Consider the following 24042-nt stretch of genomic DNA (forward strand, 5'->3'; position numbering starts at 1 on the left):
AAGCCAGAACCAACCAACAACCGGCGCAGCCTGCAGGCTGCGCCGGTTCTTGCGTTGGGGCTCAGGCGTTTACCCGCCGCCCGCCGGGATCGACGCGCACCCGCCCAGCACCGTGGTGGACAGGAACGTCGCGGCATTGGCCAGATAGTTGTCCGACGGATCGTAGGTCGGCAGCGACAGCACGAACGCCCGCCGATACTGCGCGGACAGCTCCGCGAAGTCCTGCAGGGTGGGGTTGTTACTGCGCCGGCCCAGCTGCTGCATCTTGTTGGCCAGACTGATCATCACCGGGCCGACCGCCAGGTTGATCGCCTTCTGCTGCGGGTTCCAATAGGTCGCCGGGATGCTCGGGTCGATCTCGGTCCACTCGGCGGTGTCGGTGCCGAACTTGTCCAGCGCCGCCTTCCAGTCCGCGCACACCGGGTTCGGCCCGGTCAGGTAGCGCTGCGGGTTGGTGGGATTGCCCGGCGAGGCGGTCTTGGTGGGCGCGGACTGCGCCTCGACCAGCGGCGCGCGGGTCGCCGCCGATCCGTTGTTGCTGGCCGCGCAGATCGCGGCCAATGCCGAGGCCGCACTGTGTGCGGTGCCGGCCAGCGCCGCGTCGCGTTCGGTGTAGGTGGGAATGTGCTCGACGAACGCGCGGGCGTAGGCGATGAACTGCTCGTAGAGCTCACGCATCACCCGGTGCGGGGTGAGCTTCACCAGCCCGACGGTCTGCGCGGCGGCGTTGCGCACCACCTGTCCGGCGGCCAGGTACTCCTTTTTCTGTTCGTCGTTCCAGGCCGTGGCCGGGATCGACTGATCGCGCTCGTTCCACTTGCCGTGCCCCAGCAGGGACAGCGTGCTGGATAGGTTGGCGCTGATCGACCCCCAGGCCACGCAACTGGGGTCGTTGATGATGATCGCCACCGGCCCGGTGTCGTCGGCGCTGGCGATGCCCGAGGCCGCCGCGTTGCGGCTGGAGTTCGCGCCATCCAGCGATCCCTTGCCGGGGTCACCGCCGAGCAGCACCACCCCGACCAGCACTAGGGCGACCACAGCGAGCACGACCACGGCGGCCAGCCCCCATTTGAGGCTGTTGGTCTGCTTTGGCGAGGCGTCCTCTTCCTCGTCCTCCTCGTCGTCGTAGTCGAAGTCGAGGTCATCGGTGCCGTTGGTCACAGTGAGCCAGCTTAGAGCACCTACCGGCCCGGGGCAGTGCTGCGCGTTGGCCTTAGACTTGGCGACCGTCGAACCGTTACTCGACCGTCTTCGAACAAAGGGGCTCTTTGGTGTTGCGCAGCCACGACGCCGGCTCACTGCGGGCCACCGACGCCGGACTGAGCGTGACGCTGGCCGGCTGGGTGGCGCGCCGACGTGACCACGGCGGAGTCATCTTCATCGACCTGCGCGACGCCTCCGGGGTGTCGCAGGTGGTGTTCCGCGATGCGGCGGTGCTGGAGCAGGCTCACCGTCTGCGCGCCGAGTTCTGCGTTGCCGTCACCGGCGTCGTCGAGGTGCGTCCGGCCGGCAATGAGAACCCGGATCTGCCGACCGGAGCCATCGAGGTCAACGCGGCGGCGCTGACCGTCCTCAACGAGGCCGCGCCGCTGCCGTTCCAGCTCGACGAGTCACCCGGCGAAGAGGCGCGCCTCAAGCACCGCTACCTCGACCTGCGCCGCGAAGACGGTCCCGGGGCGGCGCTGCGGCTGCGCTCGAAGGTCAACGCGGCCGCTCGCGCGGTGCTCGCCGAGCATGACTTCGTCGAAATCGAAACCCCCACCCTGACCCGCTCTACCCCGGAGGGTGCCCGCGACTTCTTGGTGCCGGCGCGGCTGCAGCCCGGCTCGTTCTACGCGCTGCCGCAGAGCCCGCAGCTGTTCAAGCAGTTGCTCATGGTGGCCGGCATGGAGCGCTACTACCAGATCGCCCGCTGCTACCGCGACGAGGACTTCCGCGCCGACCGTCAGCCGGAATTCACCCAGCTGGACCTGGAGATGAGCTTCGTCGACGCCGAAGACGTGATCGGCATCGCCGAACAGGTGCTCAAGTCGCTGTGGGCCCTGATCGGCTATGACCTGCCGCTGCCGCTGCCGCGGATGAGTTACGCCGATGCGATGCGCCGCTTCGGCTCCGACAAGCCCGACCTGCGCTTCGCCCTGGAATTGGTGGAGTGCACCGAGTTCTTCAAAGACACCACCTTTCGGGTCTTTCAGGCCCCCTACGTGGGTGCGGTCGTCATGCCGGGCGGGGCGTCGCAGCCGCGCCGCACCCTGGACGGCTGGCAGGAGTGGGCCAAACAGCGCGGCGCCAAGGGCCTGGCCTATGTGTTGGTCGGCGACGACGGCGAGCTGTCCGGCCCGGTGGCCAAGAACCTCACTGACGCCGAGCGCGCCGGGCTGGCCGGACACGTCGGCGCCGCGCCGGGGGACTGCATCTTCTTTGCGGCCGGGCCGGCCAAGGGAACCCGGGCGCTGCTGGGGGCGGCCCGCGGCGAGATCGCCCGGCGCCTGGACCTGATCGACCCCGACGCCTGGGCGTTCACCTGGATCGTCGACCCGCCGCTGTTCGAGCCCGCCGACGACGCCACCGCGGCCGGTGACGTCGCGGTGGGCTCGGGAGCCTGGACCGCGGTGCACCACGCCTTCACCTCGCCCAAGCCCGAGCACGCGGGCGGCGTGGAGTCCGACCCCGGCGCGGTGCTCGCCGACGCCTACGACGTGGTGTGCAACGGCAACGAGATCGGCGGCGGCTCGATCCGTATCCACCGCCGCGACGTCCAGCAGCAGGTCTTCAAGGTGATGGGCATCGATGAGGCGGCGGCCCAGGAAAAGTTCGGATTCCTGTTGGACGCCTTCAGTTTCGGGGCGCCCCCGCACGGTGGCCTGGCGTTCGGCTGGGACCGGGTGGTGGCGCTGCTGGCTGGAGTGGACTCGATCCGCGAGGTCATCGCGTTCCCGAAGTCCGGCGGTGGCATCGACCCGTTGACCGACGCGCCGGCCCCGATCACCGCAGCCCAGCGCAAGGAAGCCGGGATCGACGCCAAACCCGAGCCGCGCTGAAACGCCGACACGGCGCCGCCGTGTCCGTCAGGCTGAGCGGGTGGACTCCGCTGAATTCGCGCGCCTGGTCGTCGCCAACATGCCGTTCGCGGCGGCGCTGGAAATCGACATCACCGCACTGGCACCCGAGCAGGTGAGCGCCACGATGCCCTGGGCGCCGGAGCGCTGCACCACCGGCGGCATCCTGCATGGGGGAGCGCTGATGGCGTTCGCCGACACCGTCGGGGCGGTGTGCGCGGTCGCCAACCTGCCCCACGGGGCCAGCACCTCGACGATCGAATCGAAAACGAATTTCTTCCGCGCGGTGCGCGAGGGCACCGTCACCGCGACCAGCCTGCCGCTGCACGTGGGACGGACCACGATCGTGGTGCAGACCGACCTGACCGGCGACAATGGCAAGCTGGTCGCCAGGGTCACCCAGACGCAGGCGGTGCTGGCGCCGAAGTAGCCGGTCTCACCAGAACGGTTTGAGCAGGCTGCGCACCGCCGGTGGCACCCAGCCCTCCACCGAGGATGGGAATACCCGTCCCGGACCGCATTTCGGCCAGGCGTAGGGGCCTTGTTTGTTCAGGACCCGATTGGCCACGGCGATCTGTTCCTCCCGCGACGCCTTCGACGGCAACCCGACGCCGCCGAACGCCCGCCAGGTCGACGGCTTGAACTGCAGGCCGCCGTAGAAACCGTTGCCGGTATCGGCGGCCCAGTTACCGCCGGACTCGCATTGTGCGACCGCGTCCCAGCCCATCATGTTGGCATCCGCGTGGGCGACGCCGGCCGACGCCAGTAGGGCGCCCACGATCCCGCCGGTGACCAGCCCGGATGCCGACCAGACGAGGTGCCGCCTGCCGAACTTCCCGACACGCCGTGCGGTGGTCCGGTGCATATCACAACCTCCGTGATAGTTGTCTATCAGTGAGGTTTACGAGGATAACGCGATAATTGATGAAATTGCACATTTTGGTCGCCTAAAGATGCAAATGAGTTTGTTGTTATTATCTGGGGTAATAGTCAATTAGAGTGGCGGAAGTTAACTAAGTTGTAATTGTTACGTATGTTGCGAGAGATCTCTTAAAAATTTAGAACGACATTAATTAATCCTGTTACTGAAGTGACAGCTGTGGCAGATGTGAAACTCGCCTGGGATGGCGACGCGCGCGGTCGCCTCACGGCCACCACCGCCCAAGCGCCTTAGGCTGCCTCGGGTGGCCGACCGCTATGGAACCGACATCTTCGCCGACAACCCGCACACCGGCCGCAAGATCCGGTCCGTCGAGGTGCCGCTGGAGCGCGGCATGGTGGTCGAAGACGCCCAGAGCGGCTACGTCGGCGCGGTGGTGCGGGTCGCCTACGGCCGGATGGATCTCGAAGATCGGCACGGCCGCACCCGCGGATTCCCCGTCGGCCCCGGCTACCTGATCGACGGCAAACCGGTCATCCTGACCGAGCCACGGCCCAGCGCGCCCAAGGCGCCTGCCCGTACCGCCTCGGGTTCGGTGGCGGTGCCCGGCGCACGCGCCAAGGTGGCGCTGGCCAGCCGGATCTACGTCGAGGGCCGCCACGACGCCGAACTCGTCGAGCAGGTGTGGGGTGATGATCTGCGCATCGAAGGGGTAGTGGTCGAATACCTCGGCGGCATCGACGATCTGGCCGGCATCGTGGCCGAATTCCAGCCCGGGCCCGGCCGTCGGCTCGGGGTGCTGGTCGACCACCTGGTCACCGGCTCCAAGGAGACTCGCATCGCCGAAACGGTGCGCCGCGGCCCGAGCGGTCCGCACACCCTGATCGTCGGGCACCCCTACGTCGACATCTGGCAGGCGGTCAAACCCGCGCGGGTCGGGCGGAAACAGTGGCCGGCGATTCCGCGCAACGTGGAGTGGAAACACGGTATCTGTGCCGCACTGGGCTGGCCGCACGCCAACCAGGCCGACATCGCGACGGCCTGGCAGCGTATCCGTGGCCGGGTGCGCAACTGGACCGACCTGGAGCCGGAGCTGATCGGCCGGGTCGAGGAACTGATCGACTTCGTGACGCAATCCGGCGGTTAGAGAGGTATAGCCGGGACCGCCGCGGTAATTCGGCTGAATCGGACCACCACAGGCATCCGAGCCGGTTGGATGGCAGGCATGAAAACAATTGCCGCCGTGGCGCATGCGCCAAATCAGCCCTTCGAGATCATGGAATTGGATCTGGACGGGCCGGGCCCGGGCGAGGTGCTGATCAAGTTCACCGCGGCCGGGCTGTGTCACTCGGACCTGCACCTGGCCGACGGCGACTGGCCGTCCCGGTTCCCGATCGTCGGCGGGCACGAGGGCTCCGGGATCATCGAGGACGTCGGTCCCGGGGTCACCAAGGTCAAACCCGGCGATCACGTGGTGTGCTGCTTCATCCCCAGCTGCGGCAGCTGTCGGTACTGCTCGACCGGGCGGCAGAACCTGTGCGACATGGGTGCCACCATCCTGGAGGGCTGTATGCCCGACGGCACGTTCCGATTCCACTCAGGCGGAACCGATTACGGCGGGTTCTGCATGCTGGGCACCTTCGCCGAGCGGGCCACCGTCTCGCAGCACTCGGTGGTCAAGGTCGATGACTGGCTGCCGCTGGAGACCGCGGTGCTGGCCGGCTGCGGGGTGCCCACCGGCTGGGCGACCGCCAACTACGACGGCGGGGTGCGTGCCGGGGACACCGTGGTGGTCTACGGCATCGGCGGCGTCGGCATCAACGCCGTGCAGGGCGCCGCGCACGCCGGCGCCAAGTACGTGGTGGCAGTCGACCCGGTGGAGTTCAAACGGGAGACCGCGCTCAAGCTCGGCGCCAGCCACGCCTTCGCCACCGCCGAGGAGGCGATGGCCAAGATCGCCGAGCTGACCTGGGGGCAGATGGCCGACCAGGCGCTGATCACCGTCGGCGACCTCGGCGAGGCCGTCACCACCGCCGCGATCAACACCGTCGGCAAGGGCGGCACCGTCGTCATCGCGGCGATGGCCCGCTTGGAGGACCTCGACGTGCAGGTGTCGGGCACCATGTTGGCGCTATTCGGAAAGACGATCAAAGGCACGCTGTTCGGCGGGGCGAACCCGCAGTACGACATCGTGCGACTGCTGCGCCTCTACGACGCCGGCCAGCTCAAGCTCGACGAACTGGTCACCCGCCGCTACACCCTGGAGCAGGTCAACGAGGGCTACCAGGATCTACGCGACGGCAAGAACATCCGCGGGGTGATCGTGCACCGCTGACGCCGCGAGCGGACGGCGGAAATGGTATGCCTGAAGGCGTGTCCGACGGACTGTTCGACCTGACCGGCGACCCGGCGCCCGAACCCGGCTCGGGCACCTCCACGCCGCTGGCAGTCCGGATGCGCCCGGCGACCCTCGACGAAGTGGTCGGCCAAGACCACCTGCTGGGGCAGGGTTCCCCGCTGCGCCGGCTGGTCGACGGCTCCGGGGCGGCCTCGGTCATCCTCTACGGCCCGCCCGGCACCGGAAAGACCACGCTGGCCTCGCTGATCTCCGGCGCGACCGGGCGGCGCTTCGAGGCGCTGTCGGCACTGAGCGCCGGGGTCAAAGAGGTGCGCGCGGTGATCGACACCGCCCGGCGCGCCGCCGCCTACGGCGAACAGACCGTGCTGTTCATCGATGAGGTGCACCGGTTCTCCAAGACCCAGCAGGATGCGTTGCTGGCCGCGGTGGAGAACCGGGTGGTGCTGCTGGTGGCGGCTACCACTGAGAACCCGTCGTTCTCGGTGGTCGCCCCGCTGCTGAGCCGGTCGCTGATCTTGCAGCTGCGTCCGCTGGGGCCCGAGGACATCGCCGCGGTCGTGCGCCGCGCCATCGATGACGAGCGCGGCCTTGGCGGGCGCATCGAGGTGACCCCGGATGCCGTCGACCTGCTGGTCCGGCTGGCCGCCGGTGACGCCCGGCGGGCGTTGACCGCGCTGGAAGTGGCTTCTGAAGGGGTGGCGGCTGGCGAGCAGGTGACCGTCGAGATCGTCGAGGGTTCCCTGGACCAGGCCGCGGTGCGTTATGACCGCGACGGCGACCAGCACTACGACGTCATCAGCGCGTTCATCAAGAGCGTGCGCGGCTCCGATGTCGACGCCGCGCTGCACTACCTGGCCCGGATGCTGGTCGCTGGGGAGGACCCGCGGTTCATCGCCCGTCGGCTGATGATCCTGGCCAGCGAAGACATCGGGATGGGGGATCCGACCGCGCTGCAGACCGCGGTGGCCGCCGCGCAGACTGTCGCGTTGATCGGCATGCCCGAGGCGCAGCTGACCCTGGCGCACGCCACCGTGCACCTGGCGACCGCGCCGAAGTCCAACGCGGTGACCACGGCGCTGGGGGCGGCGATGGCCGACATCAGGGCCGGCAAGGCCGGGGCGGTGCCGGCGCACCTGCGCGACGGCCACTACTCCGGGGCGCAGGCACTGGGCAACGCGGTCGGCTACCGCTACGCCCACGACCACCCCGACGGTGTTGTGCCCCAGCAATATCCACCCGATGAGCTGGTCGGGGCGGACTACTACCAGCCCACCGGACGTGGTGCCGAACGGGAGATCGGCGGGCGCCTGCAGAAGCTGCGGTCGATCATCCGCCGCCGCTGAGCTCCCTGCTCGTACCCTGGGGATATGAACACCGAAGTGCTCGACGTCGACACGGCCCGGCGTCGCACCGTGGACCTCACGGCACAGCTGCGTGACTTCTGCGCCGCCCACGGTGACGGCTTGTGCAACGTGTTCGTGCCGCACGCCACGGCCGGAGTGGCGATCATCGAGACCGGCGCCGGCTCGGATACCGACCTGGTCGACACCCTGGAGCGGCTGCTGCCCCGCGATGACCGCTACCGGCACGCGCACGGGTCGCCGGGGCATGGCGCCGATCACGTCCTGCCGGCCATCGTGGCGCCGTCGATCACGGTGCCGGTGGCCGGCGGTGAGCCGCTGCTGGGCACCTGGCAGTCCGTGGTGCTGGTCGACCTCAACCGGGACAACCCGCGGCGGTCGGTGCGACTGAGTTTCCTCGGCAGCGCCTGACCGCCCCCTCTTGGCGGCAAGAAGGTGGTCGGCAGACCGGTACTGTAGGGCCGTCTATAGGTGCGACAACGGCGGGAAAGCGACTTAAGAGTGCAGACACACGAGATCAGGAAACGCTTCCTCGATCACTTCGTGAAGGCGGGCCACACCGAGGTGCCCAGTGCTTCGGTGATCCTCGACGACCCGAATCTGTTGTTCATCAATGCCGGCATGGTGCAGTTCGTGCCGTTCTTCCTGGGGCAGCGGACCCCGCCGTATGCCACCGCCACCAGCATCCAGAAGTGCATCCGCACCCCGGACATCGACGAGGTGGGCATCACCACCCGGCACAACACCTTCTTCCAGATGGCCGGCAATTTCTCGTTCGGCGACTACTTCAAGCGCGGCGCGATCGAGCTGGCCTGGACCCTGCTGACCAACAGCGTCGACGAGGGCGGCTACGGGCTGGACCCGGAACGGATCTGGGCCACCGTCTACCTCGACGACGACGAGGCCGTCGCACTGTGGCAGGAGATCGCCGGGTTGCCGACCGAGCGCATCCAGCGCCGCGGCATGGCCGACAACTACTGGTCGATGGGCATCCCCGGGCCGTGCGGACCATCCTCGGAGATCTACTACGACCGCGGCCCCGACTTCGGTGTCGACGGTGGCCCAGTCGCCAACGAGGACCGCTACATCGAGATCTGGAACCTCGTGTTCATGCAGAATGAACGCGGCGAAGGCACCTCCAAGGAGGACTTCGAGATCCTCGGACCGCTGCCACGCAAGAACATCGACACCGGGATGGGCATCGAGCGGGTCGCGTTCCTGCTGCAAGGTGTGCACAACGTCTACGAGACCGACCTGGTCCGCCCGGTCATCGATGTGGTGGAAGCGCGCGCGCCCCGGGGTTACGGTGCGGGCAACGACGCCGACGACGTGCGTTACCGGATCATCGCCGACCACTCTCGCACCGCGGCGATCCTGATCGGCGACGGGGTGAGCCCGGGCAACGACGGCCGCGGCTACGTGCTGCGCCGGCTGCTGCGCCGGGTGATCCGCTCGGCCAAGCTGCTCGGTATCGAGGGCCCCATCGTCGGTGAGCTGATGGCCACCGTACGCGACGCGATGGGCCCGTCGTACCCGGAGTTGGTCAGCGACTTCGACCGGATCGCCCGGATTGCGGTGGCCGAGGAGACCGCGTTCAACCGCACCCTGACATCGGGGTCGAAGCTCTTCGACGAGGCAGCGGCGGCCACCAAGTCCGCCGGCGTTACCGTGCTGTCCGGCAAGGACGCCTTCGCCCTGCACGACACCTACGGCTTTCCCATCGAACTCACGCTGGAGATGGCGTCGGAGGCCGGCCTGGCCGTCGATGAGGCCGGCTTCCGCGCCCTGATGGCCGAGCAGCGTCAACGCGCCAAGGCCGACGCCGCCGCCCGCAAACACGCCCACGCCGACCTGAGCGCCTACCGGGAGTTGATCGACGCCGGCCCCACCGAGTTCACCGGGTTTGACGAACTGACCTCGGAGGCAAGGATTCTCGGGATCTTCGCGGACGGCAAACGGGTCCCGGTGGTTGCGCACGGCGACGCCGCCGCCGCCGATCGGATCGAGTTGGTGCTCGACCGGACCCCGCTCTACGCCGAAGCCGGCGGGCAGATCGCCGACGCCGGCACCATCAGCGCCGGCCCCGCCAAGGCCGCGGTCACCGATGTGCAGAAGATCGCCCAAACCCTGTGGGTGCATCGGGTCACGGTGGAATCGGGTGAGTTCGTCGAGGGCGATACCGTCACCGCCGCGGTGGACCCGGGCTGGCGCAAGGGCGCCACCCAGGGCCACTCCGGCACCCACATGGTGCATGCCGCGCTGCGGCAGGTGTTGGGGCCCAACGCGGTTCAGGCCGGGTCGCTGAACCGGCCGGGTTATCTGCGGTTCGACTTCAACTGGCAGGGGCCGCTGAGCGACGAGCAGCGCACCCAGGTCGAAGAGGTCACCAACGAGGCGGTGCAGGCCGACTTCGAGGTGCACACCTTCAACGAGGAACTCGAGAAGGCCAAGTCCATGGGCGCCATGGCGATGTTCGGCGAGAAATACCCCGACCGGGTGCGGGTGGTCGAGATCGGCGGGCCGTTCTCGCTGGAGTTGTGTGGCGGCACCCACGTGCACAACTCCGCGCAGATCGGTCCGGTGACCCTGCTCGGCGAATCATCGGTCGGATCCGGGGTGCGCCGGGTGGAGGCCTACGTCGGGCTGGACTCGTTCCGCCACCTGGCCAAGGAACGCGCGCTGATGGCCGGCCTGGCGTCCTCGCTGAAGGTGCCGTCCGAGGAGGTGCCCGCCCGGGTAGCAAACCTGGTGGAGCGGCTGCGGGCCGCCGAGAAGGAACTCGACCGGGCGCGGCTGGCCAGCGCCCGCGCGGCCGCGTCGAATGCCGCCACCGGCGCCGAACAAATCGGTAACGTGCGCGTGGTGGCGCAGCGGATGTCCGGTGGTATCGGCGGTGGCGACCTGCGCTCACTGGCCGGCGACATCCGCGGCAAACTCGGCGAGGGCCCGGCGGTGGTGGCGCTGATCGCCGACGGAGAAGACAGCGTGCCCTACGTGGTCGCCACCAACCCCGCCGCACAGGAACTCGGGCTACGTGCCGACGATCTGGTCAAAGACCTGGCCGCGGCGGTGGCCGGCCGGGGCGGTGGCAAGGCCGACCTGGCGCAGGGCTCCGGCAAGGACTCGGCCGGCATCGACGCCGCCCTCTCGGCGGTTCGCACGGCGGTCGCCCGGAGCACGCCGGCGTGACCTCAGCCCACCATCGCACCCCGGACCGGCCCGGCGGGCCGGATGATCCCGGCCGCGGACGACGCCTTGGGGTGGATGTGGGCAGTGTGCGGATCGGGGTGTCGTGCAGCGATCCCGACGGTCTGCTGGCGACCCCGGTGGAGACCGTCCGCCGGCACGCCTCCGGGTCGCACCTGCGCCGGCTGGCCGAGCTGGCCGAGGAATTCGACGTGGTGGAAGTGGTGGTCGGGCTGCCCCGGACCCTGGCCGACCGCACCGGGTCGGCCGCCGACGACGCCATCGCGGTCGCCGATGACCTGGCCCGGGTGCTGGCCAAGCGCAAGCGGCCGGCCCCGGTGCGGCTGGCCGACGAGCGGCTGAGCACGGTCAGCGCGACGCGGGCCCTGCAGGCGGCCGGAATGCGGTCAAGGCGTCAGCGCTCGGTGATCGACCAGGCGGCAGCGGTGACCATCCTGCAGAGCTGGCTCGACCAGCGCCGGGCCCCGGACCCTGTGGATCGGGCGGTGCCGACGGAGGACAACGGTGTCTGACGAACGACCCAGGTGGAAAGCCAGGCCTGTGGCGGTGGGACCTACGCGGCAGCAGCGGATGAGCCGGACCGAACGGGCTCGCGAGGACCGGCGGCGACGACAGCGCAACCGGCACCGGCGCGTGGTCGGCGGACTGGCCGTCGTGCTGATCACCATGACCGTGATCGCGGCGGTGTTCCTCGGTTCCAAGCTGTGGCACTCGCGCGGGCCGGTCGTCGACTACACCGGTGACGGCGGCCCGCAGGTGCTGATCGAGGTGCACGAGGGCGACTTCACCACCGCCATCGCCGAAACCATGCTGGGCGCCGGTGTGATCGCCAACGTCGCAAAGTTCCTCGACGCCGCGCAGAACAACACCGCCATCGCGGCGATCCAGCCCGGCTTCTATCGGTTGCGGACCGAGATCCCGGCCGCGACCGCGGTCAAGCAGCTCACCGACCCGGCCAACCGGATGGGCAAGCTGGTGATCCCCGAAGGCCGTCAACTCGACGACACCACCGACATGAAGACCAACGCGGTGACCCCGGGAGTGTTCACGCTGATCGCGGAGGCCAGCTGCCTGGAGCTCAACGGCGATCGGCACTGCCTCACGGCGGAGGACCTGCGGCGCGCCGCGGCGATGGAGACACCGCAGGCGCTGTCGGTGCCGGACTGGGCTTTGGAGCCGGTCACCAGGATGGGCCGCGACCACCGCCGCATCGAGGGGTTGATCACCGCGGGCACCTGGAACGTCGACCCGACGGCGCCGGCACCGGTGGTCTTGTCGAAGGTGATCGGCCAGAGCACCGCGGAGTTGGCCAAGTCCGGTCTGCCGGCCACCGCCGCGCAGTTGGGCATGACGCCCTACGAACTGTTGACAGTCGCGTCGCTGGTGCAACGCGAAGCCTTGCCGCACGACTTCGCCAAGGTGGCCAGGGTTATCGACAACCGGCTGGGCGAGCCGCAGCGCCTGGAGTTCGACTCGACGGTCAACTACCCGCTGGACCGCCAGGAGGTGGCCACCACCGACGCCGACCGGGCCAAGGTGACGCCGTGGAACACCTACGCCTCCGAAGGGCTGCCGGCCACCCCGATCTGTTCGCCGGGAATGGAGGCCCTGCAGGCCGCCGAGCATCCCGAGCCGGGCGACTGGCTGTACTTCGTGACGATCGACAAGGACGGCACCACCTTGTTCACCCACAACTATCAGCAGCACCTGACCAACATCGAGATGGCTCTGGGCAACGGTGTCCTGGACAGCTCCCGCTGAGCCGGGGCCACGCAAGGCGGCCGTTCTCGGGTCGCCGATCGCGCACTCCCGCTCACCCCAACTGCATCTGGCGGCCTACCGGGCGCTGGGCTTGCAGGGATGGACCTATGACCGCATCGAGTGCGACGCCGAGCGGCTGCCGGCGCTGGTAGCCGGATTCGGGCCGGAATGGGTCGGCGTGTCGGTGACCATGCCGGGCAAATTCGCCGCACTGGCGTTCGCCGACGAACGCACCCCGCGCGCCGAGCGGATCGGCTCGGCCAACACCCTGGTGCGCACCGAGTCCGGCTGGCTGGCTGATAACACCGACGTCGACGGGGTCAGCGGAGCGCTGGGATCGGCCGGTGACATCTCGGGGGGAGAGGCGGTCGTGCTCGGGTCCGGCGGCACCGCCCCGGCCGCGGTGGTGGCGTTGGCCGAACTCGGGGTCAGCCGCATCACGGTGGCGGCGCGTAACCCCGACAACGCCGCCCGGGTGGTGGCCCTGGCGACCGATGTCGGTGTGCCGGCCCGCCATTGCACACTCGACGAGGCCGGACTGAGCAACTCGGCCGCGACCGCGTCGGTGATGGTCAGCACCCTTCCGGCCGACGTCGCTGCCGCCTTCGCGCCGGTGCTGGCCGGGGTGCCGGTGCTGCTGGACGCGATCTACGACCCCTGGCCGACTCCGCTGGCGGCCGCGGTCACCGCGGCAGGCGGCACGGTGATCAGCGGCCTGCAGATGCTGTTGCACCAGGCGTTCACCCAGGTCGAGCTCTTCACCGGCCGGCCCGCACCCTGTGCGGCGATGACTTGCGCGATCGCCGGTCCGGCCTGAGCATGACGCCATGCTGGCGGTGCTGGTGGCGGCGTGGCTGACGCTGCTGAGTGGCTATGACCTTCGGCAGCGCCGGTTGCCGAACTGGCTGACCCTGCCCGCGGCGGTGGTAGTGCCCGCGGTGGCGGCCGGGTCCGGCCGGGGAACCGCGGCACTGGCCGGGGCGGCGGCGCTGACCGCGGTCTATTTGGCGGTGCACCTGATCGCACCGGCCGGACTGGGCGCCGGCGATGTCAAACTCGCCGCCGGACTCGGTGCATTGACCGGTTCTTTCGGCGCCGACGTGTGGTTGCTGGCGGCACTGTTCGCGCCGCTGCTGACCGGGGTGTGGGGTCTGATCGCCGGGTTGGCCCGCCGGGGGCCGACGGTTCCGCACGGACCATCGATGTGCCTGGCCAGCGCGGTGGCGGCGGGTCTGGGAATGTTCTGAGGACGCCGCCTCAGCGCGATTGTGGAGGTCACTGACGGCGCTGGGATAAGCGAACGCAAATTAACGCCGTAGTTAACCTTGACAGGAAACGTTTGCTACTCAGCCCATTATTAGCTAATATCAGCAGTATTGACTCTGCTGACGGGGGTTAACCAGAGGGGGTGACCGTGAAGCGAGCTGTAATTGGGGGCGTGGCCGCTGCTGCGGTCGTCGTGGGCGGCGCCGTGCTGGCCACCAACATGGCTTCGCCGTCCCTGCCTGACGTGCAGGTTCCGGCGGTTGCGCTTTCCAGCGCCGAGGGAACCGACGCCACCGTGCAGTGGCTGGACCTGTTCGCGCAGACCTCGGCCGGCAACGTCGATGCGTTCGGCGGGTACCTGCTGGACCCGAGTACGGCCGTCCCGCCCGGCGAAGCTCCGCTGGTGCTGATCGACCCGCAGACCTCGGCCGAGGACTTCGACCGCATCCTGGACGGCGTCGTCGGCAATGCGGACAGCCAGCTCAATGCGGTGACCAACGGTCGTGACGCCGTCACCTATTTGATCCTCAAGAACGGCTCCTGACCCCACTCGGGGTGGCAAGCCGGTGTGATTCCGGCGTTTCTCGCGATACTGAGCCGTCTGCGTGCGCACGCGTAACCTCCGCCGAGCCCGGGCGGCCAAGACCGGCATGGGAAGATGGGACACGTGTTGCGTTGGATAACCGCCGGGGAATCACACGGTCGCGCGCTGGTCGCCGTGGTCGAGGGCATGGTCGCGGGAGTGACCGTCACCTCGGCTGACATCGCGGCCCAACTCGCCCGTCGTCGCCTCGGCTACGGCCGCGGCGCCCGGATGAAATTCGAGGCCGACGCGGTCACCGTTTTGTCCGGGGTGCGCCACGGCGTCACCCTGGGGGGCCCGATCGCGGTCGAGATCGGCAACACCGAGTGGCCCAAGTGGGAGACGGTGATGTCCACCGATCCGGTGGATCCCGACGTGCTCGACGCCGAAGGCGGGGCCCGCAACGCGCCGCTGACCCGGCCACGGCCCGGCCACGCCGACTACGCGGGCATGCTCAAATACGGCTTCGACGACGCCCGCCCGGTGCTGGAACGGGCCAGCGCGCGCGAGACCGCCGCGCGGGTCACCGCGGGCACCATCGCGCGGGCGTTTCTGCAGCAGGCCCTGGGCGTTCAGGTGATCTCTCACGTGATCTCGATCGGCGCTTCCGACGCCTACGACGGTCCGGTGCCCGCACCCGAAGACCTGGCCGCGATCGACGACAGCCCGGTGCGCGCCTACGACGCGAAGGCACAGGAATCCATGATCGCCGAGATCGAGGCCGCCAAGGCAGACGGCGACACCCTGGGCGGCGTAGTGGAAGTCGTCGTCTCGGGCCTGCCGATCGGGCTGGGGTCCTTCATCAGCGGCGACGACCGCCTCGACAGTCAACTGGCCGCGGCGATCATGGGCATCCAGGCGATCAAGGGGGTCGAGATCGGCGACGGTTTCACCACCGCCCGTCGGCGCGGCAGCGCCGCCCACGACGAGATGTACCCCGGTCCCGACGGTGTGGTGCGCTCCACCAACCGGGCCGGCGGGCTGGAGGGCGGCATGACCAACGGCCAGCCGCTGCGGGTGCGCGCGGCGATGAAGCCGATCTCCACCGTCCCGCGGGCACTGGCGACCGTCGACATGGCCACCGGCGATGAAGCGGTCGCGATCCATCAGCGCTCCGACGTGTGCGCCGTCCCGGCCGCCGGAGTGGTGGCCGAGGCCATGGTGGCGCTGGTGTTGGCCCGCGCCGCGCTGGCCAAGTTCGGCGGGGACTCGCTGGCCGAGACCCGCCGCAACATCGAGGCGTACCGGCGCTCGGTGACCGAGCGCGGGCCGGTGGGCGACCAGGCCCGGGCATCGGGGTAGACCGTGGCTCCCAGAGCGGTTCTGGTGGGGTTGCCCGGGGCGGGCAAGTCCACCATCGGACGGCGGCTGGCCAAGGCGCTCGACGTCGAGATGCTCGACACCGACGCCGCCATCGAGGCCTGCACCGGACGCAGCATCGCCGACATCTTCGCGACCGATGGTGAGGCCGAGTTCCGCCGCATCGAGGAGGACGTGGTGCGCGCGGCGCTGGCTGAGCACGACGGAGTGCTGTCCTTGGGCGGGGGAGCGGTCACCAGCGCTGGAGTCCGCGAAGCGTTGGCCGGCCACACCGTGGTGTTCCTCGAGATCAGCGCCGCCGAAGGGGTACGGCGCACCGGCGGCAGCACCGTGCGGCCGCTGCTGGCCGGGCCGGGCCGGGCCGAGAAGTTCCGCGAGTTAATGGCCCAGCGGGTGCCGCTCTACCGGCGCCTGGCGACGATCCGGGTCAACACCAACCGGCGCAACCCCGGAGCGGTGGTCCGCTATATCGTGTCCAGGCTGGAGGCCGGCGTCCCGAACCGCAAGGCCCCCGCGGCAACTGGGGCTCAACCGCCGCCGGCACCGGCCGGCTCACCGCCCACCCCCGCCACGCTGGCCGCACGACAGACCGGAGGACGTAAGTGACCGAGATTCCCGAGCCGATCACCGTGACGGTGGCCACCGATCCGCCGTACCCGGTGGTGATCGGCAAAGGCCTGCTCGGAGATCTCGCCGATCAGCTCGCCGGGCGCAACAAGGTCGCGATCCTGCACCAGCCGACGTTGGAGGCGACCGCGGAGGCGATCCGAAGCTACTTGGCGGACAAGGGAATCGAGGCGCACCGCATCGAAATCCCCGATGCCGAGGACGGCAAGTCGCTGCAGGTGCTGGGCTTCATCTGGGATGTGCTGGGCCGTATCGGGCTGGACCGCAGAGACGCCCTGGTCAGTCTCGGCGGGGGCGCGGCGACCGACGTGGCCGGCTTCGCGGCGGCCACCTGGCTGCGTGGCATCTCGATTGTGCATGTGCCGACCACCCTGCTGGCCATGGTCGACGCCGCGGTCGGCGGCAAGACCGGCATCAACACCGAGGCGGGCAAGAACCTCGTCGGCGCGTTCCATCAGCCCACAGCCGTCGTGGTGGATCTGGCCACCCTGGAGACGCTGCCGCAGCGCGAGATCGTCGCCGGGATGCCCGAGATCGTCAAGGCCGGCTTCATCGCCGATCCGGTGATCCTGGATCTGATCGAAGCCGATCCGCAAGCCGCGATGGATCCGACCGGTGAGGTGCTGGGCGAGCTGATCCGGCGCTCGATCATCGTCAAGGCCGAAGTCGTCGCCGCCGACGAGCGGGAGTCAGGCCTGCGCGAAATCCTCAACTACGGCCACACTTTGGCGCACGCGATCGAGGCGCTGGAGCACTACCAGTGGCGGCACGGCGACGCGGTATCGGTCGGGCTGGTGTTCGCCGCCGAGCTGGCCCGTGTCACCGGACGCCTCGATGACGAAACCGCCGACCGGCACCGCTCGATCCTGCTGTCGCTGGGCCTGCCGGTCAGCTATTACGAGAGCGCCCTGCCGGCGCTGCTGGAATACATGATGGGGGACAAGAAGAACCGGGCCGGCGTGCTGCGGTTCGTGGTGCTCGACGGCCTGGCCAAGCCGGGCCGGCTGGAAGGGCCCGACCCGATGCTGCTGGCCGCCGCCTACGACGAGGTGGGCCGGCGTTTCCGATTGGAGCGACGGTGAACCGGATCAACGTCATCAACGGCCCGAACCTGGGCCGGCTAGGCCTGCGCGAGCCGGATGTCTACGGCGACACCACTTACGCGGACCTGCAGGCACTGATCGAGGCCGAGGCGGCCGCGCTGGGTGTCGACGTCGTGGTGCGCCAAAGCGACAGCGAAGCCCAACTGCTGGACTGGATTCACGCCGCCGCCGACGCCGCCGAACCGGTGATCCTCAACGCCGGTGGCCTAACCCACACCTCGGTGGCGCTGCGCGATGCCTGCGCCGAGCTCAGCGCACCGTTGATCGAATTGCACATCTCCAATGTGCATGCGCGCGAAGACTTTCGCCGCCACTCCTACCTGAGTCCGATCGCCAGCGGGGTGATCGTCGGCCTCGGGGTGCGCGGCTACCTGCTGGCGCTGCGCTACCTGGCCGAGTCGCCCGGCTGAGTCTGGCCGCCGTCGTCGGCGATCGGGGGAATCTCGGTGGTCGCCGCCTCGTTCTCGGCCGGGTACTCCTCGGTCGGGTACTCCTCGGTAGTGAAGCCGGCGGCCGGACCGGCCAGCGTCGCGTCCGCGTCGGCAGGGGCGCTGGCGGTCTCCTCGGCAGCCACCGGAGCGGCGCCCACACTGGCGAACACGTCCGTGGCGGCCTCCTCCTGGGCGGCCAGGCCGTGGTGGCGCATCGGTTGCTTCTCGTAGTCCTTGTCGACGCGACGGCGTCCCAGGGTGACCGCGGCCACCGCCGGCACGAACACCAGCAGCGCGGTGAAGGCCGCGAAACTGGTCAGCTCGTTGAACAGGGTGCTGACGTAGAGCGCCTTGTCGACCAGCGCGATGATCCACGACACCAAACCGCTCAGCACACCGGCGACCAGCCCGGCACCCAGCCAGGTCATCGCGAGGTCCTCGCGCCGGTCGGGGTCGGGGTTGGCTTTGGCGTCGGCGCGGCCGTCCGAGCGGCCCCACACCATGACGGCGATCACGAACAAGATCATCAGGATCAGGCTGATCAGCCCGGCCTGCGCTTCGAAGGCGTTGATCAACACCCCCTGGATCAGGCGGATGACGACCATCAGCGCTGCGAAGACCAATCCGCGAAGAAACCACTTGCTCATGGGGGCACAGCGTAGCGAGTACCGTCACACCGCGTGACACATTCCTCCCGTCGACTGCGTCTGAGCGCTGTGATCGGTGCGGCCGATCTGGACGCGATGCTGGTCACAGACCTGGTCAACGTGCGTTATCTGTCCGGATTCACCGGTTCGGCCGGTGCCCTGCTGGTCTATGCCGACAATTGGGCCGGCGACCGGCCCGCGCTGCTGGCCACCGATGGCCGGTACCGCACCCAGGCCGCCTGGCAGGCCCCCGATCTGCCGGTCGCGATCGAGCGGGCCGGAGCGAGCCACCTGGTGGCGCAGGCCGCGGCGGCCGGGGTGCGCCGGCTGGGGTTCGAGGGACACGTCGTCACCGTAGATGGGTTCGACACGCTGTCCAACGCCGCCGACGGCACCGAGCTGGTGCGGGCCTCGGGCTTGGTGGAGGCGCTGCGGGAGGTCAAGGATGCCGGTGAGGTCGCGCTACTGCGGCTGGCCTGCGAGGCCGCTGACGCCGCACTGAGCGTCCTGGTGGACCGCGGCGGGATACGGCCGGGCCGCACCGAAAAGGAGGTCGCCCGCGAATTGGAAGCCCTGATGCTCGACCACGGCGCCGACGCCGCCTCCTTCGAGACCATCGTGGCCGCCGGCCCCAACTCGGCGATCCCGCATCACCGGCCGACCGACGCCGTGCTGGCCGCCGGCGACTTCGTCAAGATCGACTTCGGGGCGCTGGTGGCCGGCTACCACTCCGACATGACCCGCACCTTCGTGCTGGGCCCGCCGGCCGACTGGCAGGCCGAGATCTACCAAGTGGTGGCGGCGGCGCAGCGGGCCGGGCGCGAGGCGCTGCAGCCGGGTGCCGGGCTGCGCGACGTCGACGCCGCCGCGCGCGAGGTGATCGCCGGCGCCGGCTACGCCGAGACTTTCAGCCACGGCCTCGGCCACGGGGTGGGTTTGCGGATTCACGAAGCGCCGGGAATCAACGCGGCGGCCGACGGTACACTGCTTGCCGGTGCTGTGGTGACCGTGGAGCCCGGCGTCTATCTGGCCGATCGTGGCGGCGTCCGCATCGAGGACACGCTCGTGGTCGCTGATGCTCCCGCACAGGCCCCGGAATTGCTGACTCGGTTCCCCAAGGAACTGACCATTCTCTAGGAGACGTAGTAAACGTGGCTTCAACTGCTGACTTCAAGAACGGACTGGTGCTGGTGATCGACGGCCAACTGTGGCAGATCACCGAATTCCAGCACGTCAAGCCGGGCAAAGGTCCGGCCTTCGTGCGCACCAAGCTCAAGAACGTGGTGTCGGGCAAGGTCGTGGACAAGACCTATAACGCCGGCGTGAAGGTGGAGACCGCCACCGTGGACCGGCGCGACGCCACCTACCTGTACCGCGACGGCGCGGACTTCGTGTTCATGGACAGCGAAGACTACGAGCAGCACCCGCTGCCCGAGTCGCTGGTCGGCGACGCGGCGAACTACCTGCTGGAGAGCATGCTGGTGCAGATCGCCTTCCACAACGGGGTGCCGCTGTATCTGGAAATGCCGGTCAGCGTCGAACTCGTGGTCGCGAGCACCGAGCCCGGCCTGCAGGGCGACCGGTCCAGTGCGGGCACCAAGCCGGCCACCATGGAGACCGGTGCCCAGATCAACGTGCCGTTGTTCATCAACACCGGAGACAAGCTGAAGGTCGACACCCGCGACGGCAGCTATCTGGGACGGGTCAACTCCTGACCATGCCCGATGGCAAGCCGGTCAAGGGACGGCATCAGGCACGCAAGCGCGCGGTCGATTTGCTGTTCGAGTCCGAGGCTCGGGGGCTGACCCCGGCCGAGGGCGCGGCGATGCGGGCCGAGCTGGCCAGCCAGCAGCCCGACGTGGCGCCGCTGCACCCGTACACGGTGACGGTGGCCACCGGTGTCGCCGCCCACAGCGCCCATATCGACGACCTGATCACCTCGCATCTGCAGGGCTGGAAGCTGGAGCGACTGCCGGCCGTGGACCGGGCGATCCTGCGGGTGGCGATCTGGGAGCTACTGCATGCCGAGGACGTACCCGAGCCGGTCGCCGTCGACGAGGCGGTGAAACTGGCCAAGGAGCTGTCCACCGATGACTCGCCCGGCTTCGTCAACGGTGTACTGGGCCAGGTGATGCTGGTGACGCCCCAGCTGCGGGCGGCATCGCAGGCGGTTCGCCAGGCGACTCAGCAGCCCGACACCGAGGAGTAGCCGGCGTCAGTGCCGGGGCGGGCAACTGCCCTGTGGGCCGCGCGCAACGCAGCGCGCGAGCTCGCCGCCCCGGTCATGCAGGCACCAGAGGAAAAAGGCGTCACCGATTTGGTTGACGCCCTCGAACGGGCTCGCCTTGGCTTCGCCGTCGTCGATGACCACCGATCCGTCCTGCACGGCCGCCGGGCAATCCGCGGCGCTTAGGCGTTCGCAGGCCTCCTCGGCCGTCTGTGCGCCGGCCACCGCGGCGGTATAGATGTCGAGTTTGCCGATCTGGCCCACCGGTCCGACGCTACCCACGGCGGTGCCGCGTCGACACGGCAATTGGTTCCCGGATCGAAGGGCCTTCGGCCCTTGCCGGACCATGCGAAAGCGCCCCGCCCGCAAGCGTCTCGGGCCACACTGGCCTTATGGGCCTTACGAGCTCGGACAGCGACGGGCAGCGCCGGAGGTTGCGGGTGTCAGCGCTGGCGGCGGTGGCCAACCCGTCGTATTCGCGGGTGGACACCTGGAATCTGCTCGACGACGCCTGCCGCCAACTGGCCGAGGCCAACCGGTCCGGACTGGACACCACCCACCACGCCGCGCGGGCCAAGCGCCTGCTGGACCGGCTCGGCGCCTACGAGCGGTACTGGCTGTTCCCCGGCGCCGCCACCCTGGCAGTCCTGCGCGGATACCTCGAGTCGATGGCGACGGTATCGCTTTCCGAACAGGTGTCGCTGGTGGTGCGGCTGCTGTCGGACTACGGCGACCGGGCGGCGCTGTTCGACCTCGGCGCACCGCTGGCCGATCAGGAGCTGGTGGCCCAAGCCCGCCAGCAGCAGTTCTACACCGTGCTGCTGGCCGACGACTCGCCGTCGGGCGCCCCCGAGAGCCTCGCGGAAAACCTGCGCGCACTGCGCCGCCCCGACGACGAAGTGCAGATCGAACTGCTGGTGGTGTCCAGCGTCGAAGACGCCGTCACCGCAGTCGCGCTCAACGGCGAGATCCAGGCGGCGATCGTGCGGCACGATCTGCCGCTGCGGTCGCGCGACCGGGTGCCGCTGATGAACACGCTGCTGGGCGCCAACGACGACGCGGGGACCATCGACTGCGGCCGCGATGCCATCGAATGCGGGGAGTGGATGCGCCTGCTGCGGCCCCACATCGACCTCTACCTGCTCACCGACGAGTCGATCGCCGCCGACGCCGAGGACGAGCCCGACGTCTACGACCGCACCTTCTACCGGCTCAACGACGCCACCGACCTCAACAGCAGCGTGCTCGCCGGAATCCGCAAGCGTTATGCCACACCGTTTTTCGATGCGCTGCGGGCTTATGCCGCCGAGCCGGTCGGCCAATTCCATGCGCTTCCGGTGGCGCGCGGCGCCAGCATCTTCAACTCGCGCTCACTGCAGGACATGGGAGAGTTCTACGGCCGCAACATCTTCATGGCCGAGACCTCGTCGACGTCCGGTGGGCTGGACTCGCTGCTCGACCCGCACGGCACCATCCGGGTCGCGATGGACAAGGCCGCGCTGACCTGGAACGCCGACCATACCTACTTCGTCACCAACGGAACCTCGACGGCCAACAAGATCGTCGTGCAGGCGTTGACCCGCCCGGGTGACATCGTGCTGATCGACCGGAACTGCCACAAATCGCACCATTACGGCCTGGTGCTGGCCGGGGCGTATCCGATGTACCTGGATGCCTACCCGCTGGCGCCGTTCGCGATCTACGGGGCGGTGTCACTGCGCACCATCAAACGCGCACTGCTGGATCTGGAGGCCGCCGGGCAGCTGCACCGGGTCCGGATGCTGTTGCTGACCAACTGCACCTTCGACGGCGTCGTCTACAACCCGCAGCGGGTGATGGAGGAGATCCTGGCGATCAAGCCGGACATCTGCTTTTTGTGGGATGAGGCGTGGTACGCGTTTGCCACGGCGGTGCCCTGGGCACGGCAGCGCACCGCGATGGTGGCCGCCGAACGCCTCGAGATCATGCTCTCCTCGGCTCGCTACGCCCAGGAGTATCAGGAGTGGCGCGCCAGCATGGCCGGCATCGACCGGGACCAGTGGAGCGAGCATCGGCTGCTGCCGGACCCCTCGGCGCGGGTCCGGGTCTATGCGACCCACTCCACCCACAAGTCGCTGTCCGCGCTGCGCCAGGCGTCGATGATCCACGTGCGCGACCAGGACTTCAACGCGCTGGCCCGCGAATCGTTCACCGAGGCGTTTTTGACCCACACCTCCACCTCGCCGAATCAGCAGCTGCTGGCGTCGCTGGACCTGGCCCGCCGGCAGGTCGACATCGAGGGCTTCCACATGGTGCGCCGGGTCTACGACATGGCGTTGGTGTTTCGCCACCGGGTCCGCAAGGACCGGTTGATCAGCAAGTGGTTTCGCATCCTCGACGAGGACGATCTGGTGCCCGACCGGTTCCGGGCATCCACGGTCAGCTCCTACCGGCAGGTCCGCCAGGGTGCGCTGGCGGAGTGGAACGAGGCGTGGCGTTCCGACGAATTCGTGCTCGACCCGACCCGGGTCACCTTGTTCGTCGGCAAGACCGGCATGAACGGCTACGACTTCCGCGAGAAGATCCTCATGAACAGATTCGGAATTCAGATCAACAAGACCTCGATCAACTCGGTGCTGCTGATCTTCACCATCGGCGTCACCTGGTCCAGCGTGCACTACCTGCTCGACGCCCTGCGCCGGGTCTCTACCGACTTGGACCGCGTCTGGAACGCGGCCAGCACCGACGATCGTGCGCTGCAGCAGCGCCGAATCGTCGAGATCACCCAAGATCTGCCGCCGCTGCCCGACTTCAGCGAGTTCGATCACGCGTTTCGACCCGACAGCGCAAGCCCATTCGGGGATATGCGGTCGGCGTTCTACGGCGGCTACGAGGAGTCCGACCGCGAGCATGTGCTGCTCGGCGATGCCGGGCGCCGGGTCGCCGATGGCAAGGCTCTGGTGTCGACCACCTTCGTGGTGCCGTACCCGCCCGGCTTCCCGGTGCTGGTGCCCGGACAGGTGATCTCCAAGGACATCCTGTACTTCCTGGCCGAACTCGACGTCAAGGAAATTCACGGCTACAACCCCGAGCTGGGGCTGGCCGTGTTCACCCCGGAGGCGCTGGCGCGGTACGCGCACGCCCCCGGCAGCGGTTCGCCTCACCACGATTGTTAACCGGCCCACCGGCGACGCTGCGGCGCAATGCGGATACGGTGACCGGTTTCCGCTGG

General features: G+C 69.0%; 23 protein-coding genes and 1 pseudogene. 20 read left to right on the top strand and 4 right to left on the bottom strand.

Going from position 1 to position 24042, the window contains the following annotated elements:
* Positions 1-69: 69 nt before the first annotated feature.
* Complete coding sequence (locus AC5Y31_RS19760; protein WP_499982397.1) at positions 70-1161, bottom strand: ESX-1 system-associated protein; 1092 nt, start codon at positions 1159-1161, stop codon at positions 70-72.
* 110 nt (positions 1162-1271) lie between these two features.
* Here AC5Y31_RS19760 and aspS point away from each other — a divergent pair, with 110 nt between their 5' ends.
* A complete protein-coding gene (gene aspS, locus AC5Y31_RS19765) occupies positions 1272-3041 on the top strand; it encodes an aspartate--tRNA ligase (protein ID WP_499982399.1) in 1770 nt (589 codons plus the stop codon).
* Between the two features lie 40 nt (positions 3042-3081).
* Complete coding sequence (locus AC5Y31_RS19770; protein WP_301635238.1) at positions 3082-3489, top strand: PaaI family thioesterase; 408 nt, start codon at positions 3082-3084, stop codon at positions 3487-3489.
* 6 nt (positions 3490-3495) lie between these two features.
* Here the strand turns inward: AC5Y31_RS19770 and AC5Y31_RS19775 are convergent, their stop codons facing one another.
* Positions 3496-3924: a transglycosylase family protein gene (locus tag AC5Y31_RS19775; RefSeq protein WP_499982401.1), complete on the bottom strand. Its 429-nt coding sequence runs from the start codon at positions 3922-3924 to the stop codon at positions 3496-3498.
* Between the two features lie 319 nt (positions 3925-4243).
* On the opposite strand from AC5Y31_RS19775, the gene AC5Y31_RS19780 reads away from it, so the two are divergent.
* The 14 genes and pseudogenes from AC5Y31_RS19780 to aroQ all read left to right on the top strand — a co-directional run bounded on the left by AC5Y31_RS19780 (position 4244) and on the right by aroQ (position 17936).
* Complete coding sequence (locus AC5Y31_RS19780; RefSeq protein WP_499982402.1) at positions 4244-5086, top strand: DUF3097 domain-containing protein; 843 nt, start codon at positions 4244-4246, stop codon at positions 5084-5086.
* A 78-nt stretch (positions 5087-5164) separates the two neighbouring features.
* A complete protein-coding gene (locus AC5Y31_RS19785; RefSeq protein WP_065026320.1) occupies positions 5165-6274 on the top strand; it encodes an NDMA-dependent alcohol dehydrogenase in 1110 nt (369 codons plus the stop codon).
* 26 nt (positions 6275-6300) lie between these two features.
* Positions 6301-7641: a replication-associated recombination protein A gene (locus AC5Y31_RS19790; protein ID WP_499982404.1), complete on the top strand. Its 1341-nt coding sequence runs from the start codon at positions 6301-6303 to the stop codon at positions 7639-7641.
* 36 nt (positions 7642-7677) lie between these two features.
* Positions 7678-8070, top strand: a complete 393-nt coding sequence (locus tag AC5Y31_RS19795) for a secondary thiamine-phosphate synthase enzyme YjbQ (protein ID WP_301636305.1) — start codon at positions 7678-7680, stop codon at positions 8068-8070.
* A gap of 90 nt (positions 8071-8160) precedes the next feature.
* On the top strand, positions 8161-10848 hold the full coding sequence (gene alaS / locus AC5Y31_RS19800; protein ID WP_499982406.1) for an alanine--tRNA ligase: 2688 nt from the start codon (positions 8161-8163) through the stop codon (positions 10846-10848).
* Positions 10845-11378, top strand: coding sequence for a Holliday junction resolvase RuvX (gene ruvX / locus AC5Y31_RS19805; RefSeq protein ID WP_499982408.1), 534 nt, complete (start codon positions 10845-10847; stop codon positions 11376-11378). The genes alaS and ruvX overlap by 4 nt, the downstream gene beginning before the upstream one ends.
* On the top strand, positions 11371-12627 hold the full coding sequence (locus AC5Y31_RS19810; RefSeq protein ID WP_065022785.1) for an endolytic transglycosylase MltG: 1257 nt from the start codon (positions 11371-11373) through the stop codon (positions 12625-12627). The genes ruvX and AC5Y31_RS19810 overlap by 8 nt, the downstream gene beginning before the upstream one ends.
* A complete protein-coding gene (locus AC5Y31_RS19815; protein WP_499982410.1) occupies positions 12605-13444 on the top strand; it encodes a shikimate dehydrogenase in 840 nt (279 codons plus the stop codon). Before AC5Y31_RS19810 ends, AC5Y31_RS19815 begins: the two co-directional genes overlap by 23 nt.
* A 10-nt stretch (positions 13445-13454) precedes the next feature.
* The gene (locus tag AC5Y31_RS19820; protein WP_499982412.1) at positions 13455-13874 is read left to right on the top strand and encodes a prepilin peptidase; all 420 of its coding nucleotides are present in this window, start codon (positions 13455-13457) and stop codon (positions 13872-13874) included.
* Between the two features lie 191 nt (positions 13875-14065).
* Positions 14066-14437, top strand: a complete 372-nt coding sequence (locus AC5Y31_RS19825; protein ID WP_234787243.1) for a hypothetical protein — start codon at positions 14066-14068, stop codon at positions 14435-14437.
* A gap of 123 nt (positions 14438-14560) precedes the next feature.
* A complete protein-coding gene (gene aroC / locus AC5Y31_RS19830; protein ID WP_065022803.1) occupies positions 14561-15778 on the top strand; it encodes a chorismate synthase in 1218 nt (405 codons plus the stop codon).
* Between the two features lie 3 nt (positions 15779-15781).
* Positions 15782-16306, top strand: a pseudogene (locus tag AC5Y31_RS19835) (shikimate kinase); the annotation flags it as partial.
* A gap of 92 nt (positions 16307-16398) precedes the next feature.
* The gene (gene aroB / locus AC5Y31_RS19840) at positions 16399-17505 is read left to right on the top strand and encodes a 3-dehydroquinate synthase (RefSeq protein ID WP_301635259.1); all 1107 of its coding nucleotides are present in this window, start codon (positions 16399-16401) and stop codon (positions 17503-17505) included.
* Positions 17502-17936 (top strand): type II 3-dehydroquinate dehydratase, encoded by a 435-nt coding sequence (gene aroQ, locus AC5Y31_RS19845; RefSeq protein ID WP_065022780.1) that lies wholly within the window; start codon positions 17502-17504, stop codon positions 17934-17936. Before aroB ends, aroQ begins: the two co-directional genes overlap by 4 nt.
* On the opposite strand, the gene AC5Y31_RS19850 is transcribed toward aroQ, so the two are convergent.
* Positions 17912-18604, bottom strand: coding sequence for a B-4DMT family transporter (locus AC5Y31_RS19850; protein ID WP_499982415.1), 693 nt, complete (start codon positions 18602-18604; stop codon positions 17912-17914). The genes aroQ and AC5Y31_RS19850 overlap by 25 nt on opposite strands.
* A 33-nt stretch (positions 18605-18637) precedes the next feature.
* Between AC5Y31_RS19850 and AC5Y31_RS19855 the strand changes: the two genes are divergently transcribed.
* The 3 genes from AC5Y31_RS19855 to nusB are packed head-to-tail and all read left to right on the top strand — an operon-like array spanning position 18638 to position 20813.
* Entirely contained in the window at positions 18638-19741 is a 1104-nt protein-coding gene (locus AC5Y31_RS19855; protein ID WP_499982416.1) for a M24 family metallopeptidase, read from the top strand.
* 14 nt (positions 19742-19755) lie between these two features.
* A complete protein-coding gene (efp, locus tag AC5Y31_RS19860; protein ID WP_065022777.1) occupies positions 19756-20319 on the top strand; it encodes an elongation factor P in 564 nt (187 codons plus the stop codon).
* Positions 20320-20321: 2 nt separating this feature from the next.
* A complete protein-coding gene (nusB, locus tag AC5Y31_RS19865; RefSeq protein WP_065022776.1) occupies positions 20322-20813 on the top strand; it encodes a transcription antitermination factor NusB in 492 nt (163 codons plus the stop codon).
* Positions 20814-20819: 6 nt separating this feature from the next.
* Here the strand turns inward: nusB and AC5Y31_RS19870 are convergent, their stop codons facing one another.
* Positions 20820-21095, bottom strand: coding sequence for a hypothetical protein (locus AC5Y31_RS19870; protein WP_499982419.1), 276 nt, complete (start codon positions 21093-21095; stop codon positions 20820-20822).
* Positions 21096-21223: 128 nt separating this feature from the next.
* Between AC5Y31_RS19870 and AC5Y31_RS19875 the strand changes: the two genes are divergently transcribed.
* Complete coding sequence (locus AC5Y31_RS19875; protein WP_065022774.1) at positions 21224-23986, top strand: aminotransferase class I/II-fold pyridoxal phosphate-dependent enzyme; 2763 nt, start codon at positions 21224-21226, stop codon at positions 23984-23986.
* Positions 23987-24042 lie beyond the last annotated feature (56 nt).

The organism is Mycobacterium sp. NGS18, assembly GCF_059813185.1.

Excerpts from the sequence above, each read along its gene's own strand:
- AC5Y31_RS19785 (WP_065026320.1), top strand. The coding sequence starts at position 5,165 with ATGAAAACAATTGCCGCCGTGGCGCATGCGCCAAATCAGCCCTTCGAG.
- AC5Y31_RS19875 (WP_065022774.1), top strand. The coding sequence starts at position 21,224 with ATGGGCCTTACGAGCTCGGACAGCGACGGGCAGCGCCGGAGGTTGCGG.
- AC5Y31_RS19790 (WP_499982404.1), top strand. The coding sequence starts at position 6,301 with ATGCCTGAAGGCGTGTCCGACGGACTGTTCGACCTGACCGGCGACCCG.
- nusB (WP_065022776.1), top strand. The coding sequence starts at position 20,322 with ATGCCCGATGGCAAGCCGGTCAAGGGACGGCATCAGGCACGCAAGCGC.
- AC5Y31_RS19775 (WP_499982401.1), bottom strand. The coding sequence starts at position 3,924 with ATGCACCGGACCACCGCACGGCGTGTCGGGAAGTTCGGCAGGCGGCAC.
- AC5Y31_RS19850 (WP_499982415.1), bottom strand. The coding sequence starts at position 18,604 with ATGAGCAAGTGGTTTCTTCGCGGATTGGTCTTCGCAGCGCTGATGGTC.
- AC5Y31_RS19820 (WP_499982412.1), top strand. The coding sequence starts at position 13,455 with ATGCTGGCGGTGCTGGTGGCGGCGTGGCTGACGCTGCTGAGTGGCTAT.